Genomic DNA, 17,096 nt, shown 5'->3' with positions numbered 1-17,096 from the left:
CCAGCGCTTAGCTCAGATCAAGCCGGCAGCACCGGCAACTGGCTTTGCGCCAGGTCGCTCAGCTCGCGGTTGGCCACGGCGTACATGGCGTAGTCGCTGCCGGTGGCGGCACGCAGCTCGGCGAGCATGGCCTTCCAGCGCTCGACCAGCCGGCGGTTCTGCTCCAGCCACATCTCCACCCGCGCTTCGATCGACTCCGGCCCGTTGGCCAGTTGCAGCACCGACACGGTGATGGCGCGCTGCTGTGCGTCCAGGTCGTCGCGGAAGGCTTCGCGGGCCAGGGCCTGCCAGTTGCTTTCCACGCTCAGGCCGCTGATCTGCTGCAGGTACCACGACAGGTCCAGCGCGTCGGCCACCGCGAAGTAGGCAGCCGCCACCTCGGTCGGCTCGCGACCGGTGAGGTCCGCCGACTCGATGATCGGCAACAGCGTGTACAGGTGGCCGGTGCCGGCGACCACCCGGGACAGCAGCTCCGGCACCCCGGCCTCGACGTAGGTCTGGTAGCGCGCCATCCACTCGTCACGGGCCGGACCTTCAAGCAGCTCGTCCAGGCGCATGGCCAGCGCCTTGACCCGCGGGCCGAGGTGCGCCACGTCACGGGCGGCATCCAGGTCGTTGCGGCGGCTGCGCAGGTACCAGCGCGTGGCGCGGCGGCCCAGACGCATCAGCTCGTCCATCATGGTCAGCTGCAGGTCGGCCGGCACCTGGTTGTCGAGGGCCTCGATCTGCCGCCACCAGAACGGCAGGTGGAAGACGTCACGCACCACGACATAGGCCGCGGCAACCTGGGCCGAACCCACCCCGGTGGATTCCTTCAGACGCTGCACGAAGGTGATGCCCATGTGGTTGACCAGATCGTTGGCGATCTGCGTGCTGACGATCTCGCGCTTGAGGCGGTGGCGGCGCATGGCCTCGCCATACTCCTGGGCCAGGCGCGCCGGGAAGGCGGTTTCCATCTCGCGCGACAGGTACTCGTCATCGGCGATATCGGACTTGATCAGCGCTTCCTGCAGTTCGATCTTGCTGTACGAGATCAGCACCGACAGCTCGGGACGGGTCAGCCCCTGGCCCTTGGTGGCGCGCTCGTTGAGTTCTTCCTCGCTGGGCAGGAACTCCAGGGCGCGATCCAGCTTGCCGGAGGCTTCCAGCGCCGCCATCAGGCGCTTGTACTCGCCCTGGCGTTCCCGGGCACGGCGCTCGGCCAGCGACAGCGCCTGGGTCTGCTTGTAGTTGTTGCCCAGTACCAGATTGCCGACGTCCTCGGTCATCTCGGCGAGCAGCGTGTTGCGCTGCTTGCCGGTCATGTCGCCGGCGGTGACGATCTCGTTGAGCAGGATCTTGATGTTCACCTCGTGGTCGGAGCAGTCCACCCCACCGGCGTTGTCGATGAAGTCGGTGTTGCTGGCACCGCCACCCAGGCCATACTCGACGCGGCCGAGCTGGGTCATGCCCAGGTTGCCGCCCTCGCCCACCACCTTGGCGCGCAACTCGCGGCCGTCGACGCGCAGCACGTCGTTGGCCTTGTCGCCGACGTCGGCATGGCTCTCGCGGCTGGACTTGACGTAGGTGCCGATACCACCGTTCCAGATCAGGTCCACCGGCGCCTTGAGCAGCGCGTTGAGCAGCTCGGTCGGCGCCAGCTTGTCGGCCTGGATATCGAAGCGCGCCTTCATCTCCGGGCTGATGGCGATGCTCTTGGCGCTGCGCAGGAAGATGCCGCCGCCCTGGGAGATCAGCGACGCGTCGTAGTCGGCCCAGCTCGAACGCGGCAGGTCGAACAGGCGCTTGCGCTCGACGAAACTGCGCGCGGCATCCGGGTTCGGGTCGATGAAGATATGCAGGTGGTTGAAGGCGGCCACCAGTTGCAGCGACTCGGACAGCAGCAGGCCGTTGCCGAACACGTCACCGGCCATGTCGCCGATGCCGATCACGGTGGTCAGGTCCTTCTGCACGTCGATGCCGCGTTCGCGGAAGTGACGCTGCACCGAGACCCAGCCGCCCTTGGCGGTGATGCCCATGCCCTTGTGGTCGTAACCGGCGGAACCGCCCGAGGCGAAGGCATCGCCGAGCCAGAAGCCGTATTCGTTGGCGATGCCGTTGGCGATGTCGGAGAAGGTCGCGGTGCCCTTGTCGGCGGCGACCACCAGATAGGGGTCATCGGCGTCGTGGCGTACCACGTTGGCCGGGGGCGCCACCTCGCCTTCCTTGAGGTTGTCGGTGATGTCCAGCAGGCCACTGATGAAGATGCGGTAGCAGGCGATGGCCTCGGCCTGGATCTCGTCGCGGCCGCCGCCCACCGGCAGGCGCCGCGGCACGAAACCGCCCTTGGCGCCGACCGGCACGATCACCGCGTTCTTGACCTGCTGGGCCTTGACCAGACCGAGCACTTCGGTCCGGAAGTCCTCTTCGCGATCCGACCAGCGCAGGCCGCCACGGGCCACGTTGCCGAAGCGCAGGTGCACCCCTTCGACCCGCGGCGAGTAAACGAAGATCTCGAACTTCGGCACCGGCCGTGGCAGTTCGGGAATCGCGCTCGGGTTGAACTTGAAGCTGAAGTAGTTCTTTACCTCGCCCAGGGCGTCGGGCTGGTAGAAGTTGGTGCGCAGGGTGGCCTTGATCAGGTCCAGGTAGCGACGCAGGATGCGGTCTTCGTTGAGCACCGCGACGTTGTCCAGGGCGCCGAGAATGGCCTGCTCGAGCTTCTGCTGCTTGTCGTTCAGGTCGTCGGCGCTGAGCTTGCGCGCCAGGTAAAAGCGGGTCTTGAACAGGCGCACCAGTTCGCGGGCGATATCGGCATGGTTGAGCAGCGTGTTGGCGATATAGCCCAGGTCGAAGCCCAGGCGGATCTGCTTCAGGTAGCGGGCATAGGCGCGCAGCAGGGCCACGTCACGCCAGGCCAGGCCGGCGGTCAGCACCAGGCGGTTGAAGGAGTCGTTCTCGGCGTCGCCGCGCACGATGTGCACGAAGGCGTCCTGCAGGGTGTCGTTGAGCTGCTGGATGTCGAGCTTGATGCCTTCGGGGTAGGTGAAGGCGAAATCGTGGATCCAGAATTCGCGGCCGTTCTGGTGCTGCAGGCGATACGGGAATTCGCCCAGTACGCGCAGGCCGAGGTTCTCCAGCACCGGCAGCACGTCGGACAGCGCCAGCGGCGTATCGGCGTGGTACAGCTTGCAGTGCAGTTGACGCTCGCCCGGCACCAATGGCTGGTAGAAGCTCATCACCAGCGGGCGTTCCTCGGAGAGGCTGCGCAGGTGCTGCATGTCGACCACCGCCGAGTGCGGCGCGAAGCGCTCGCGGTAACCGGCCGGGAAGCTTTTCGGGAAATCGGTGAGTACGCGGGTGCCCTTGGCTTCGCCGAAGTTCTCCACGGCCAGGGCGGCGTAGTCGTCGGTCCACGAGCGGCAGGCCTGGACGACTTCGCGCTCCAACTGCTGGGGATCGATGTCCAGCTTGTTCTTCGGGTCCACGCGCAGGATGAACTGCACCCGGGCCAGCACCGACTCGGAGAAGTAGGTCCAGAACTCGCAGTCGCTGGCCTGCAGGCGGTCGACCAGCACCTGCTGGATACGCAGGCGGGTTTCGGTGGAATAGATGTCCCGCGGCACGTAGGCCAGCGCATAGACGAAGCGGCCATAGGGGTCGAAGCGCAGGAACAGGCGGACCTTGTTGCGCTCCTGGATCTGCACGATCGACAGCGCCGTGCTGGCCAGTTCGTCGACCGGCGTCTGGAACAGGTCGTCGCGCGGCAGCACTTCGAGAACCTTGACCAGCTCCTTGCTCAGGTGGCCCTGGGAAATGAACCCGGAGCGCTTCTCGACCTCGGCGACCTTGCGGCGGATATACGGAATATCGCGCACGCTCTCGCTGTAGGCGGTCGAGGTGTAGATGCCGAGGAAGCGGCATTCCTTGACCACCTTGCCGGTGGCGTCGATCTCGCGGATGGAGACGAAGTCCGGGTAGGCCGGGCGGTGCACGCGGCTCGGTTGCGCAGCCTTGGCGAACGACAGCAGGGTCGGCTCGCGCAGGTAGGCCAGCGCATAGGGCTCGATATGCAGGTCGTCCTTGCTCAGGCCGCTGCGCAGGCGCTTGGACAGGCCCAGCAGCGAGCCTTCGTCGTACTGCAGGTGGCCGCCATCGACGGCGTCGTGAACGGTGAATTCCTCGTAGCCGAGAAAGGTGAAATGGTTGTCCTGCAGCCAGGCGAGAAATACCTTGATCTCTTCCAGCTCGGCCGGGTCGGCGCTGCCATGACCAAAGGTGCCGTCACCCAGTTTGCCCAGCAGTTCCTGGGCCTTGGCCTTCATCGGCTGGAAGTCGGCCACGCTCAGGCGCACTTCCTCGAGGACGTCGAGCAGGGTCTTCTGCAGTGACTTGATCTCGACGTTGCTGGCGCAGCGGTTGATCTCCAGGAACATCAGCGACTCGCGGCTGACGCCCTCGCCCGTGCTGCCCTTGGGCAGCAGTTCGAGCAACGCGCCCTGGGCATCGCGGCGCACGCTGAGCACGCTGTTCTGCAGGGTATGGATGCTGTAGCCACGACGCTTGAGTTCGATACGCACGGAGTCGACCAGGAACGGGATGTCCGGGTGCAGCACCTCGATGCCGGTATGGGTGCTCTGCCAGCCGTGCTTTTCATAATCGGGGTTGAAGACGCGAACCTGGGGCTGGGCGGGGTCGAACTGGGCCAGCAGGCGCCAGGCAGAAAGGGTACAGCCAACGAGGTCGGAGAGTCGCCGCTGAGTCAGCTCTTCGAGTGCGATGATGCCAAAGAACTGTTCGGCGAACAGGGCCACTTGTGGCTGGTCCTGCTCGCTGACGTGCTGCGCCAGGGCCGCTTGCAGTTGGTGCTGGAAGTCGGCTTTGCTGGCCGCGGTGAAGAACGCCATGCTTGTACTCCGTCTGTAGGCTTGGTAAGTGCGATTGTTGTTTCCGTACGTAGTTCAACCTTAGACCGGCTACCTGCAAACGCTACCCGATACGCAATGACGCGCCGGTCACAGGCGCCCGACGAGCTTAACGAGCCAGGTGCGGTGCACGCTTGCGGTGCAGCGACATTTTCGTTCACACCGCCTGCATCACGGCAGACATCGTACAACTGCTTGCACTGTAGTGGCACAGCGCCTAGAGTCTGGCGTCAATAAAAATAAAGCCAACCGGACACCGCCCATGCCACTGTTCCTCTCCTGGAAGCAGAAGTTTCGCCTGCTGATCCTGATTACCCTCTCCAGCCTGGCGCTGATGACGGCCGCCTCCTTCTGGGCCAGCCAGACCCTCGGCAACGCCCTGCAGGCCAGGGAAAACGCCACGGCCTATGCCGGCGCCTCGGCCGCCCTGATGAACCAGTGGCTCAAGCTGGGCGCCGAACGGCGACGTCTCACGCCCGACGACGAAACGCGCTTTCAGGACGACCTCACCGCGCTGGCCACGCGTTCTCGACACTACGCCGAGCGCGCTGCGGGCCTGGGTGACGATGCCGTCATCGGCAGCTCCCGGCAGATCGACGAGCTGCTGCAGGAAGATATCCGCCTGCAGCACAGCTGGCTGGAACAGTCCCACGAGCTGGGCCTGACGCCATTCGACGGACAGCGCGCCAGGCTCGCCGAGAGCGGCAAGGGCCTCGAGCGGGTGAGCATCAGCCTGATCCAGGCATCGATCGCCGAAGCCTTGAGCAACCAGCGTGACTACCTGGCCACCTTCGACGGGACCTATGCCGAGCGTGTGCGCACGGCGCTGGCCGACCTACAGGCGCGCATCGTCGAACTGGAATGGCAGGACAGCCAGGTCGGCAAGGCGGTGGCCGCCTACAGCGCGGACTTCGCCGCCGCGGATGCCATGATCCAGCGCATCGCCGCCACCGAGAGGCACCTGTCCGACCAGGGCCGGCAGATCGAGAACAGCATCGAAGCCCAGGGCGTTCATCTGCAACAGAACCTGCTGGCCAACGCCACTCGCCAGGCCGAGCAGGCGCGCAGCACCGCCAACTGGGCCATGGGCCTGACTTTCGTACTGGTGTCGCTGTTCATGCTGCTCACCCTGGGCCGTGCGTCGCGCCTCCTGATGGCGCAGCTGGAGCGGGTCAACCGCCTGCTCGCCCAGGTCGCGGCGGGCAATCTCACCGCGCGGATCGACGTCGGCCAGAACCACCGTGACGAATTCAACCAACTGGGCAGCGCCTCGAACCAGATGACCCAGGGCATCGCCGGGGTGATTCGCCAGGTGCTCGACGGCAACCAGCAGCTCAACCAGTTGCACAGCTACCTCAACGACGCCATGCGCCGCCTCGAGGAGAACAGCACCCAGGTGGAGATGCAGACCGAGCAGGCCGCCTCGGCTTCCCAGCAGATTTCCGCCACCGTCCACGAGATGGCCCAGCGCACCACCGACGTCGGCAATGCCACCCAGGCGGCCTACCAGTCGGCGCGCAACGGCGCCTCGGTGATCAATGCCAGCGCCGACAACATGCGCTGCCTCTCGCGGCTGATCCAGGACAGCCACGCCCAGGTCAGCGCCCTCAGTCAGTCGAGCACCCGAGTCACCAGCATCATCGACGTGATCAACGGCCTGGCCGACCAGACCAACCTGCTGGCCCTCAACGCCGCCATCGAGGCGGCCCGGGCTGGCGAGGCCGGCCGTGGCTTCTCGGTGGTCGCCGATGAAGTGCGCTCCCTGGCCCAGAAGACCGTGGCGGCGACCACCGATATCGCAGTGATCGTCAACGAACTGCGCCAGCAGACCCAGCAGATCGACCAGCTGATGAACAGCGGCCTCGACCTGGCGATGCAGGGCGAGCGCAGTTCCGCTGAAGTGGCCCAGGCCATCGGCGGCATCACCGGCTCCATGGAACACCTGAGTGCGGAGATGAATCAGGTGGTGGTGGCCATCGAGCAGATTTCCTGCACCACCGAGGAGATCGCCGCCAAGGTCGAGGACATCAACCTGCACACCGGCAAAACCAAGACCCTGCGCCTGAGCCTGGACGAACACACCCAGGGCCTGTCGCGCCAGGTCGAGGCGCTCAACCACAGCGCCGGCCAGTTCCGTATCGCCTGAGCCGGTGCCGGCCGCCTGCTCCGGTAGGCGGCTGGCGACCGGGTCACAGGCTGTATCCAGCTCGCATGGCTTAACCCCCCTGCCTTCGATTATCATGGGCGGCCCTGACGAGCGGGGTTCGTCGCTCGCGATTCGCATCTGGACAGCCCCATGGAACACAGAGACGCGCTGCTCGCTCTTCGCCACTTTCTCGCCAGCCAGATCCTCGGTCAGGAAAAGCTCATCGATCGTTTGCTGATCGCCCTGCTTGCCGACGGCCACATGCTGGTCGAGGGCGCTCCCGGCCTGGCCAAGACCAAGGCGATCAAGGAGCTGGCCGAAGGCATCGAGGCCGAGTTCCACCGCATCCAGTTCACCCCCGACCTGCTGCCCGCCGACATCACCGGTACCGAAATCTATCGCCCGGAAACCGGCAGTTTCGTGTTCCAGCAGGGGCCGATCTTCCATAACCTGGTGCTCGCCGACGAGATCAACCGCGCTCCGGCCAAGGTGCAGTCGGCGCTGCTCGAAGCCATGGCCGAGCGCCAGGTGTCGGTGGGCCGCAGCACCTACGACCTGTCGCCGCTGTTCCTGGTCATGGCCACCCAGAACCCCATCGAGCAGGAAGGCACCTACCCGCTGCCCGAAGCGCAGCTCGACCGTTTCCTGATGCACGTGAAGATCGGCTTCCCCGACGCCAGCGTGGAACGCAAGATCCTCGCCCAGGCCCGCGGCGAAGCGCTGCACGGCGAAACCAAGCCGGATCACCGCCTCAGCCAGCAGGCGATCTTCTCCGCCCGCAAGGAAATCCTCGGCCTTTATATGGCCGATGCGGTGGAGGAATACCTGGTGCAACTGGTGATGGCCTCACGCACGCCCGGCAAGTTCGACGCCGAGCTGGCCGAGTGGATCGCCCACGGTTCCAGCCCGCGTGGCTCCATCGCCCTGGACCGCTGCGCACGGGCCCATGCCTGGCTGGCCGGCCGCGATTTCGTCAGCCCCGAAGACATCCAGGCGGTGCTGTTCGACGTGCTGCGCCACCGCATCATCCTGTCGTTCGAGGCCGAGGCCTCGGGCATCGACCAGGACCGTGTGGTTCAGCGCATCCTCGACGTGGTCGCGGTGGCCTGATGCTTTCGCAGGCGGATAACCCTGAGCTGCAGGCGGGCATCCGTACCGATCTCAAGCAACTGATCGACATGCGCCACCGGGTGCGCGAGGTGCAGCTGTTTTCCACGCCGGGCCGGCGCAGCCCGCTGATCGGCCTGCACCACTCGAAACTGCGCGGGCGTGGGGTGGACTTCGACCAGGTGCGCGTCTACCAGCCCGGCGACGACGTGCGCACCATCGACTGGCGCGTCACCGCACGCACCCAGGAGCCGCATACCAAGCTGTTCCACGAAGAGCGCGAACGGCCCATCTACCTGCTCGTCGAGCAGAGCCGCCAGCTGTTCTTCGGCTCCGGCCTGATGTTCAAGTCGGTGCTCGCCGCCCGCGCCGCCGGGCTGATCGGCTGGGCCGCCCTGGGCCACAACGACCGTATCGGCGGGCTGGTGTTCGGCGGCCAGGACCACCATGAGATCAAGCCGCGGCGCAGCAAGCAGAGCCTCCTGCAACTGCTCAGCCGCCTGGCCCGTGCCAACCAGGCGTTGTCCACCGATACACCACTGCTGCGCGACAGCTTCGGCCAGGCCCTGCGCCGCGCCCGGGAAGTGCTGCGCCCCGGCAGCCTGGTGGTGATCCTCTGCGACGAACGCACCCTGGGCGACAGCAGCGAGCAGCAACTGATGCTGCTGGCCCGGCACACCGACCTGCTGCTGCTACCGGTCTCCGACCCCCTCGACCACGCCCTGCCCGCCTCCGGGCTGCTGCGCTTCGGCGAAGGCGATGCCCAGCTGGACCTGGACACCGAAGACGCCGCCCTGCAGCACCGCTATCAGGAGCAGGCCCAGGCGCGCCGCGCCCGCTGGCAGCGCCTGGCGCACAAGCTCGGCGTACCGCTGCTGTCGCTGTCCACCAGGGGGGAGCTGGTCGAGCAGTTGCACGAGCACCTCAACAACCTGCGCCCGGGTAAATCGGCATGAACCCGCTGGATCAGCTCGAACCGCTGATCGCCCCCGCGGCCATCGGCTGGTGGCCGCCGGCGCCCGGCTGGTGGCTGCTCGCGGTGCTGCTGCCGGTGCTCGGCTGGCTAGCCTGGCGCCTGCTGCCGCGCCTGCCAAGGCCACGCCGCAAACAATTGCTCGAGCAGCCCCTGGATCCGCTGCGCGAAGCGGCCCTGCAGGAACTGCAGCGCCTCAGCAAACCCTACGACGGCGCCGCCGCCGGCCCCTGGCTGCAGCAGCTCAACGGCCTGCTCAAGCGCCTGTGCCGCGAGCGCTACCCGGACAGCCACAGCCATACCCTGAGCAGCCGCGCCTGGCTGGCGTTTCTCGACAACCGCTGCCCGGCCGCCGGGCTGACGCGCTGGATGATCCTCGTCGAGGGTGCCTACAAGCCGCAGTGCAACCTGGACGACAAGGCCATCGACGGCCTGCACCAGGCGGTCGCCACCTGGATCCGCAAGCATGTTTGAGTTCGCCTGGCCATGGCTCTTCGTGCTCGCACCGCTGCCCTGGCTGCTGCGCCTGTGGCTGCCGGCGGCCGACAGCGGCGAGGCGGCCCTGCAGGTGAGCTTTCTCGGCGAACTGGAAACCCTTTCCGGGCGCCGCGCCCGCCTGCAACTGCCGCCTTGGAAGAAGCAGGTGCACTTCGCCCTGCTCTGGCTGCTGCTGCTGATCGCCGCCGCGCGCCCCGAATGGGTCGGCGAGCCCCTGCCACTGCCGGCCAGCGGGCGCGACCTGCTGATCGCCGTGGACGTGTCCGGCTCGATGGATTACGCCGACATGCGCCTGGAGGACGAGGACGTCAGCCGCCTGACCCTGGTCAAGCAGCTGATCGGCGAATTCATCGATGGCCGCACCGGCGATCGCGTCGGGCTGATCCTGTTCGGCAGCCAGGCCTACCTGCAGGCGCCGCTGACCTTCGACCGGCAGACGGTACGCACCTGGCTCGACGAAGCGGTGATCGGCATCGCCGGGCAGAACACCGCGATCGGCGACGCCATCGGCCTGGCAGTCAAGCGCCTGCGTCAGCGTCCGGCCGACAGCCGGGTGCTGGTGCTGATCACCGATGGCGCCAACAACGGCGGGCAGATCGAACCGATGACCGCCGCCCGCCTGGCCGCCGAACAGGGGGTGACCATCTACACCATCGGCATCGGTGCCGACCCGCAGCAGGCCGGCAACTTCGCCGCCTTCGGCCTCAACCCGAGCCTGGACCTGGATGAGCCGAGCCTGCGCGCCATCGCCGACCTCACCGGCGGCGAGTACTTCCGCGCCCGCGATCAGGAAGAATTGAAGACCATCGAGACCACCCTCGACCGCCTCGAACCGGTGGCCCAGCAGCCGACCCTGGCACGCCCGGCCCAGGCGCTGTACGCCTGGCCGCTGGCCGCCGCCCTGCTGCTGAGCCTGGCGCTGGTGGTCCGCAGCCTGTGGCCCCAGCTGCGCCAGCAGTTGGTGAACATCGGCCGGCGCCTGGGGGGCAAGGCGCCATGAGCGATTTGCTGCCCCACCTGCTGCGCCCCTGGTGGCTGCTGGCGTTGCCGGTGCTGGCCTGGCTGCTGTGGTTGCTGGCGCACCGGGAAACCCGCAGCGGCCGCTGGCAAAGCCTGCTGCCACCGGCCTTTCACGCCGTGCTGCTGCGCGGCGGTCGGGGCCGGCGCAGCCGCTTGCCGCTGATCATTCTCGCCCTGGCCTGGCTGCTGACCACCCTGGCGCTGGTCGGCCCCAGCTGGCAGCGCATCGAGCAGAACGACGTCAAACCGGCCGACCCGCTGGTGGTGATGCTCGAGCTGACGCCGCAGATGCTGGCCAGCGACGCCTCGCCCAACCGCCTGGCCCAGGCCCGCCGCAAGCTGCTCGACCTGCTGCAGGCCCGAGGCGACGCGCAGACCGCCATCGTGGTGTACGCCGGCAGTGCCCACACCCTGGTGCCGCTGTCCGATGACCTGGGCACCAGCCGCAACCTGCTCGAAGCACTCAAGCCGTCGATCATGCCCGAGCCTGGAAAACGTGCCGACCTGGCGGTGGCCAAGGCACTCGAATTGCTCAAGGGCGGCGCCCAGGGCCAGGGGCGCCTGCTGCTGATCACCAGCAGCCTGGACGACGGCGAACGCAGCGCCATCGCCAGGCTGCTCGGCAGTCGCGGCGAGCGCCTGCGCATCCTCGGCGTAGGCAGCAGCCAAGGCGCGCCGATCGTGCAGGAAGACGGCACCTTCATGAAGGACGAGCAAGGCGCCATCCTCATGCCGCGCCTGGATGTGGCCGGCTTGCGGCAGTTCGCGGCGAGCGTCCGCGGCCAGTACCGCAGCATCAGCCTCGACGAACGTGACCTGCGCAGCCTTGGCCTGCTCGACGGCCCTTCGCAGCTGCGTGACAACGGCCACAAGACGCAACTGCGCAGTTGGGCCGACCAGGGCTACTGGCTGCTGCTGCCGCTGTTGCTGCTGGCCGCCTGCGCCGGCCGCCGTGGCTGGCTGCTGTGCCTGCCACTGCTGTTGCTCGGCAACCCGCAAACCAGCATGGCCATGACCTTCGACGACCTCTGGTGGCGTGCCGACCAGCAGGGCCAGCGCCTGCTCGACGCCGGGCGCCCCAAGGAGGCCGCCGAGCGCTTCGAGGCCCCACACTGGCGTGGCCTGGCACTCTATGAAGCAGGCGATTACGCGGCGGCTGCCGAACAGTTCGCCAAGGACGACAGCGCGCCTTCGCTGTACAACCGCGGCAATGCCCTGGCCCGTAGCAACGAGCTGGAGGCGGCCATCGATGCCTACGAACGGGCCCTGGAAATCGACCCGCAGCTGCACCAGGCGGCGAAGAACAAGGCGCTGGTCGAGGAGCTGCTGCGCCAGCGCCAGCAACAAGAACAGGAGCAGCCGGACGCCGGCGACGACCAGCAGCAAGACGGCGAGCCTGACGAACAGCAACCGCCCGGCCAATCCTCGGCTTCCGGCGATGACGAAAAGAGAGGCCAGGGGCAGCCAGCGACCACCGAGGAGCAGTCACCGCCGGCGGATGAACAGCCCCAGTCGAGCCAGCCTGGCGAACCCGGTGACAAGGCAGAGGCGACCCAGCAAGCCCGCCCTGACGGTCAGGCACCCGAAGCCGATACGCCGCTCGATGGCGAGCGGCGCCAGGCTCTGGAACAATGGCTGCGGCAGATTCCCGATGACCCGGGCGAATTGCTGCGCCGCAAATTCTGGTACGAACAGCAACAGCGTCAGGAACAACCCCGATGACCCGCCTGCTCTGCACCCTGCTTTTCTGTTTGCTGGCATGGCAGGCCAGCGCGCAGGAATTTACTGCCAGCGTCGACCGCAGCCGGCTGAACCTTGGCGAAAGCCTCGACCTGACCCTCGAATCGACGGATGCCACCGAGTTCGGCAAGCCCGACCTGACCCCGCTCGACGAACTGTTCGACGTGCTGGGCACGCGCCAGGTCAACCGCCTCACCACCCTGGATGGCCAGGCCCGTGCCAGCACCCGCTGGATAGTCAGCCTCCGCCCGCGACACAGTGGTTATGTCGTGGTGCCGCCACTGCGCCTGGGCGACGCCCAGACCCAGCCCATCAGCCTGCACGTGGTCGAGGCCAGCAGCCAGAATGCCGACGAGCAGATGGCCCCGGTGTTCATCGATGCCAACCTGGATCACGAGAGCGTTTACGTGCAGGCGCAGAGCGTGCTGACGCTGCGCATCTACCACTCGGTATCGCTGTACGACGACAGCAGCCTGACACCGCTGGAAATCGCCGACGCGCGGGTCGAATCCCTGGGCGAACCACGTACCTACGAGCAGGACATCGGCGGCGTGCGCCACGGCGTGATCGAGCTGCGCTACGCCATCTTCCCGCAGAAGAGCGGCCAACTGACCATCCCCGGTCAGGTGTTCAGCGCGACCGTGGCCGACCGCAGCAGCCGCAACGGCTATACGCCTTTTGGCCCGCGCCCGGGCAAGGTCACCCGCGTGCGTTCGCCGGAGATTCCCCTGACGGTCAAGGCCAAGCCGGCGGACTACCCGGCCGACGCGCCCTGGCTGCCGGCCCGCGCCCTGAGCCTGGCCGAGGCCTGGAGCCCGGAGCCAGGCCAGGTCAAGGTGGGGGACTCCCTGACCCGCAGCCTGATGCTCAAGGCCGACGGGCTGTCCAGCGCCCAGCTGCCGCCGCTGCCGGCGACCCAGGTGGAAGGCCTGCGCCGTTACCCCGATCAGCCGCAGCTCAATAACGAGGCCAGCGAACGCGGAGTGATCGGCAGCCGCGAAGAGCGCGAGGCGCTGGTCGCCAGCAAGGCCGGCACCCTGGAGCTGCCCGCCGTGGACCTGGTGTGGTGGAACACCCATGAAGATCGCCTGGAACATACCAGCCTGCCGGCGCGCACCCTGACGGTGGCGGCGGACCCGGCGCTGAGCGTCGACCAGCCCGTGGAAACACGCCCACGCGAAAGCAGCGCCGTAGACATGCTGCTGTGGCCCTGGCAACTGAGCACCGTGCTGCTGGCGCTGACCACCCTGCTCGGCTTCGGCCTCTGGTGGCACGCGCGCAGCCAGCCGGCGGTGCAGCGCAGCGCCCAGATCGGGCCCAGCCCGCGCACCCTGCTCGACGACCTCAAGCGCGCCTGCCTGGCCAACGACAGCCAGGCCACCCGCCAGGCCCTCGACGCCTGGGCGCGCCAGCAACCGGAAACCCTGGCCGACATGGCCGCCCGCTTCGCGCCGCTGTCCGAAGCCCTCGATGGCCTCAACGGCGCGCTGTACAGCGAAGCCGGCCAGCACTGGCAAGGCAAACAGCTGTGGCAGGCCATCGGCGAGCTGCCGGCGGCGGAAAAAACCCAGGACAACGGCCAGGACGGCGGCCAGCTGCCGCCGCTCTACCCGCGCTGAACGGAGATCGCATGGACGCTCGCCCCGCTTGCCCCCAGTTTTGGCGCGATGCCGCCCTGCCCTTTATCGAGCTGCGCTCCATCGAGGATGGCCGCCAGGTCTGCTACGGGCGGCACAGCCATGCATTCTTTTCCATCGGCGCGATCACCAGCGGCCAAAGCACCTACAGCAACCGCGAGGTGGATCGCCAGGTGAGCCAGGGCACGGTGGTGCTGATGAACCCCGGCGACGTGCACGCCTGCAACCCCATCGACGGCGAGCCCTGGTCGTATCTGATGTGCTACATCGACCCGCAGTGGCTGGGCGAGCTGCAGCACGCCCAAAACTTTACCGACACACCCACGTTCCAGCGCTTCGCCTCCATCGCCAGCGACGATGCTGAGCTGTATCAGGGCCTGCTGGCATTGCGTCTCAGCCTGCTCGATCCCTTGCTCGACACCGCCGACAAGCGTGCCGAAGCCGAGACCTTCTTCAGCCTGGCGCTGCAGCGGCTGGCACTCGAAGGCGAGCGTGACGACAGCCTGAACCCGCGCCTGGAACTGGCCGCCGAGCTGATCCAGCAGCACTGCGGTGAGCCGCTACGCCTCGACACCCTATGCGAGGCAGCGCAGCTCTCGCCCTCACAACTGATTCGCGGCTTCAAACAACGCTACGGCCTGACGCCCCACGCCTACCTGCTCAACCGCCGCATCCAGTTCGCCCACGCCCGCCTGAAAAGCGGCGCGGCCCTGGCCGAAGTCGCCCAGGAAGCCGGCTTCGCCGACCAGGCGCACTTCCAACGCACCTTCAAACAGCTCCTCGCCGCCACGCCCGGCCAATACCGCGGCTAGCGACAACCACCCGTAGCCTGCCCCAAGCCGGTAGCCTGGCGTTGAGCGCAGCGATACCCAGGAATCACTCGCGCGAATGTGCCCTGGCTATCGCTGCGCTCAACCACGGGCTACGGTTCTGTGGCGCTCCAAGAACCTGCTCATAATCTTTCAACCCAGGCTCGCCGATTGTGGCAGCTGAATGGCGGGAGCGGACTCACGCGCTACCAACTGTGGGAGCGGGCCATGCCCGCGAAAAAATCATAGGCATGAACTGGGCGTCCCCGCCCGCTCCCACAATGAGTTCGCCAGCATTACCGAGTTGTTTGCGCGCTCAGCTCGTAGGGCGGACTCAGGAGCGAAGCGAACAGTCCGCCAATTCATGCCGATCCTGACACCGCCACAACGGCGTACTGCTTCGCGAGTACGCCCTACCGTGCTGTTCGCGATCTCGTGGGAGGGGCTTTAGCCCCGAGTTCTTTGTTTGCCTTAATAAAAACTCGAGGCTAAAGCCTCTACCACGGGTGAAAGTCCGTTTCCGCCTTGTAGTTGCAGCTTCATGAGCATAAAGATCGTGACGAGGCTCTAACGGGCTTACCCCAGCACCAGATACCCCGCACTGGCCACCAGCAACCCCGCCAACACCCGATTAAACACCCGCACCCGCTGCGGCGCCTGCAGATAAGGCTGCAAACACGTACCGGCGATAGCCCAGCAGGCCAACGACAGATAACAGACCACACAATAGATTGCCGCGAACTGCACCACCAACCCGATATCGCCATCAGCCGCGAAGGCCCCCATGCCGGCAATCGCTGCCAGCCAAGCCTTGGGGTTAAGCCATTGCATCAGCGCACCGCCAATAAAAGACGCAACCGCCCCGCCTTCAGCGCTGTGCAACACGCCGTTATCGATCGCCAAGCGCCAGGCCAGGTAAAGCAGAAAGGCCACGCCAGCCCACTGGATCGCCGCCGTCAGCCAGGGCAGCAGCACCAGCAACTGATGCAACCCCAAGCCGATCAATACCAGCAACAACGTAAAGCCCACGGTCGCCCCAGCGACATGCCCCATGGCCACCCGCAGGCCATATCGGGCACTCGCACTCAGCGACACCAGATTAACCGGCCCAGGAGAAATGGAAGCGGCCAGCGCGAACGCCGCCATGGACAGATACAAACTCATCACCACGCCTACCTCAATACTGATCGAGTGAGGCACGTTACGCAGCGCCAATGCGGGCGTATTGAAGAAAATTGGCCTGCTATGAAATGAAAAACCGCGGCCAGGCTGCGGTTTTTCGTTTGCCGATCACTCCGATGGGTGAGCGTGGAGTTTAGAGTGACGCAATGGCTGATTTAATAAATGGCACGTGTGTCGGAGAGCGATCCTCAACCAGAGCAGGGAGCAGCTCAATTATTCCTCCAGCTTCAAAAGTTGGCTCAAGATGCCAGGCGTCCACTGGCACGCCGTGGCAGACGCTGGTTTCATGTATTAGGTCTTCCAGCGTGCGGCACCATATGTCGCGAGCAATTAGATTAGGTTCTCTATTCTTGAGCTGGATCACTAATAACTCAACATGACCATCTTCAAATAAAGCTAATTCGACTTCTATTGCCTCTATTGTGTAGGCGGGAGTTGGCATCCAGAGTAACTCTGGATGTGGCTGAGGCATAGTTGTGGACACAAGCCTAATCATATGACTCTAACGCCCTGCTGGCTCTGCATCATAAAAACCTGCCCTTTTTTCGTTAGAGCCACTCCGCACTACCTCAGTCTTTTGATAGGTCGCCGTGGATTTTTGCGGCGAAACCAAAAATATTAAAAATAGCAATAAAGCTAAGAAGGAATGCCAAGCCTGCAAACGCGTTGAAGCTAAAGAAAAAGACGAACAATGCGATTGAGTGGAGAGTGGTAATGAGCAAAAATATAAAGGTTGCTACGACAAGAAGGTTACCGTTTTTATTCTCTTGCTGGGCCATTACCCCAAAAACCGCCCCCAAAGCAATGAAGATTGGAAATATGAATGTGAAAGCTGCCATAAAATAGCTTTGATTGACGGTGTCATTTATAAAAACCGTAACCGCAATAGCAGCCTGTCCATAAGACATTCCCTTTAATGCGCCATGAATAGACACTGAATCCTGGTGTAAATGCGACGCTAAAAAAGGCGCAATGAATCTCAGTATTTTATCTATCATTTTTTACTCTACTATTTGGCTTATTTTAATCTTTTGACAAGATTCGGATTTTAGTCGATCCCGAGCGAGCGAATTGAACCAA

12 protein-coding genes are annotated in these 17,096 nt (G+C 65.4%); 8 read left to right on the top strand and 4 right to left on the bottom strand.

The features are described 5' to 3' along the window. Positions 1-17 precede the first annotated feature (17 nt). Positions 18-4,886, bottom strand: a complete 4,869-nt coding sequence (locus tag K8U54_RS21665; RefSeq protein WP_249907741.1) for an NAD-glutamate dehydrogenase — start codon at positions 4,884-4,886, stop codon at positions 18-20. A gap of 280 nt (positions 4,887-5,166) precedes the next feature. On the opposite strand from K8U54_RS21665, the gene K8U54_RS21660 reads away from it, so the two are divergent. The 8 genes from K8U54_RS21660 (at position 5,167) to K8U54_RS21625 (ending at position 14,837) form a co-directional block, all read left to right on the top strand. Beyond that, positions 5,167-7,050: a methyl-accepting chemotaxis protein gene (locus K8U54_RS21660; protein WP_249907740.1), complete on the top strand. Its 1,884-nt coding sequence runs from the start codon at positions 5,167-5,169 to the stop codon at positions 7,048-7,050. Between the two features lie 150 nt (positions 7,051-7,200). Beyond that, the gene (locus tag K8U54_RS21655; RefSeq protein ID WP_013790950.1) at positions 7,201-8,160 is read left to right on the top strand and encodes an AAA family ATPase; all 960 of its coding nucleotides are present in this window, start codon (positions 7,201-7,203) and stop codon (positions 8,158-8,160) included. Beyond that, positions 8,160-9,113 carry a DUF58 domain-containing protein gene (locus K8U54_RS21650; protein ID WP_249907739.1) on the top strand — a complete coding sequence of 318 codons (954 nt, stop codon included), beginning with the start codon at positions 8,160-8,162 and terminating at the stop codon, positions 9,111-9,113. The genes K8U54_RS21655 and K8U54_RS21650 overlap by 1 nt, the downstream gene beginning before the upstream one ends. Then, positions 9,110-9,604, top strand: coding sequence for a DUF4381 domain-containing protein (locus K8U54_RS21645; RefSeq protein ID WP_249907738.1), 495 nt, complete (start codon positions 9,110-9,112; stop codon positions 9,602-9,604). Before K8U54_RS21650 ends, K8U54_RS21645 begins: the two co-directional genes overlap by 4 nt. Next, the gene (locus tag K8U54_RS21640) at positions 9,597-10,628 is read left to right on the top strand and encodes a vWA domain-containing protein (protein WP_249907737.1); all 1,032 of its coding nucleotides are present in this window, start codon (positions 9,597-9,599) and stop codon (positions 10,626-10,628) included. Before K8U54_RS21645 ends, K8U54_RS21640 begins: the two co-directional genes overlap by 8 nt. Next, positions 10,625-12,370 carry a VWA domain-containing protein gene (locus K8U54_RS21635; protein ID WP_249907736.1) on the top strand — a complete coding sequence of 582 codons (1,746 nt, stop codon included), beginning with the start codon at positions 10,625-10,627 and terminating at the stop codon, positions 12,368-12,370. Before K8U54_RS21640 ends, K8U54_RS21635 begins: the two co-directional genes overlap by 4 nt. Beyond that, positions 12,367-14,007 carry a BatD family protein gene (locus K8U54_RS21630; protein ID WP_249907735.1) on the top strand — a complete coding sequence of 547 codons (1,641 nt, stop codon included), beginning with the start codon at positions 12,367-12,369 and terminating at the stop codon, positions 14,005-14,007. Before K8U54_RS21635 ends, K8U54_RS21630 begins: the two co-directional genes overlap by 4 nt. A gap of 11 nt (positions 14,008-14,018) precedes the next feature. Further along, complete coding sequence (locus tag K8U54_RS21625) at positions 14,019-14,837, top strand: AraC family transcriptional regulator (protein ID WP_249907734.1); 819 nt, start codon at positions 14,019-14,021, stop codon at positions 14,835-14,837. Between the two features lie 573 nt (positions 14,838-15,410). Here the strand turns inward: K8U54_RS21625 and K8U54_RS21620 are convergent. The 3 genes from K8U54_RS21620 to K8U54_RS21610 all read right to left on the bottom strand — a co-directional run bounded on the left by K8U54_RS21620 (position 15,411) and on the right by K8U54_RS21610 (position 17,014). Further along, positions 15,411-15,998, bottom strand: coding sequence for a LysE family translocator (locus tag K8U54_RS21620; RefSeq protein ID WP_249907733.1), 588 nt, complete (start codon positions 15,996-15,998; stop codon positions 15,411-15,413). Positions 15,999-16,149: 151 nt separating this feature from the next. Then, positions 16,150-16,458, bottom strand: a complete 309-nt coding sequence (locus K8U54_RS21615) for a hypothetical protein (RefSeq protein ID WP_249907732.1) — start codon at positions 16,456-16,458, stop codon at positions 16,150-16,152. A 127-nt stretch (positions 16,459-16,585) separates the two neighbouring features. Next, on the bottom strand, positions 16,586-17,014 hold the full coding sequence (locus tag K8U54_RS21610; RefSeq protein ID WP_249907731.1) for a hypothetical protein: 429 nt from the start codon (positions 17,012-17,014) through the stop codon (positions 16,586-16,588). Positions 17,015-17,096 lie beyond the last annotated feature (82 nt).

This window comes from Pseudomonas fulva (genome assembly GCF_023517795.1).
In the GTDB taxonomy this organism is placed as follows: Bacteria; Pseudomonadota; Gammaproteobacteria; order Pseudomonadales; family Pseudomonadaceae; genus Aquipseudomonas; species Aquipseudomonas fulva_D.
The sequence above is the reverse complement of the archived record's forward strand: the minus strand, read 5'-3'. Positions and strand labels throughout refer to the sequence as shown.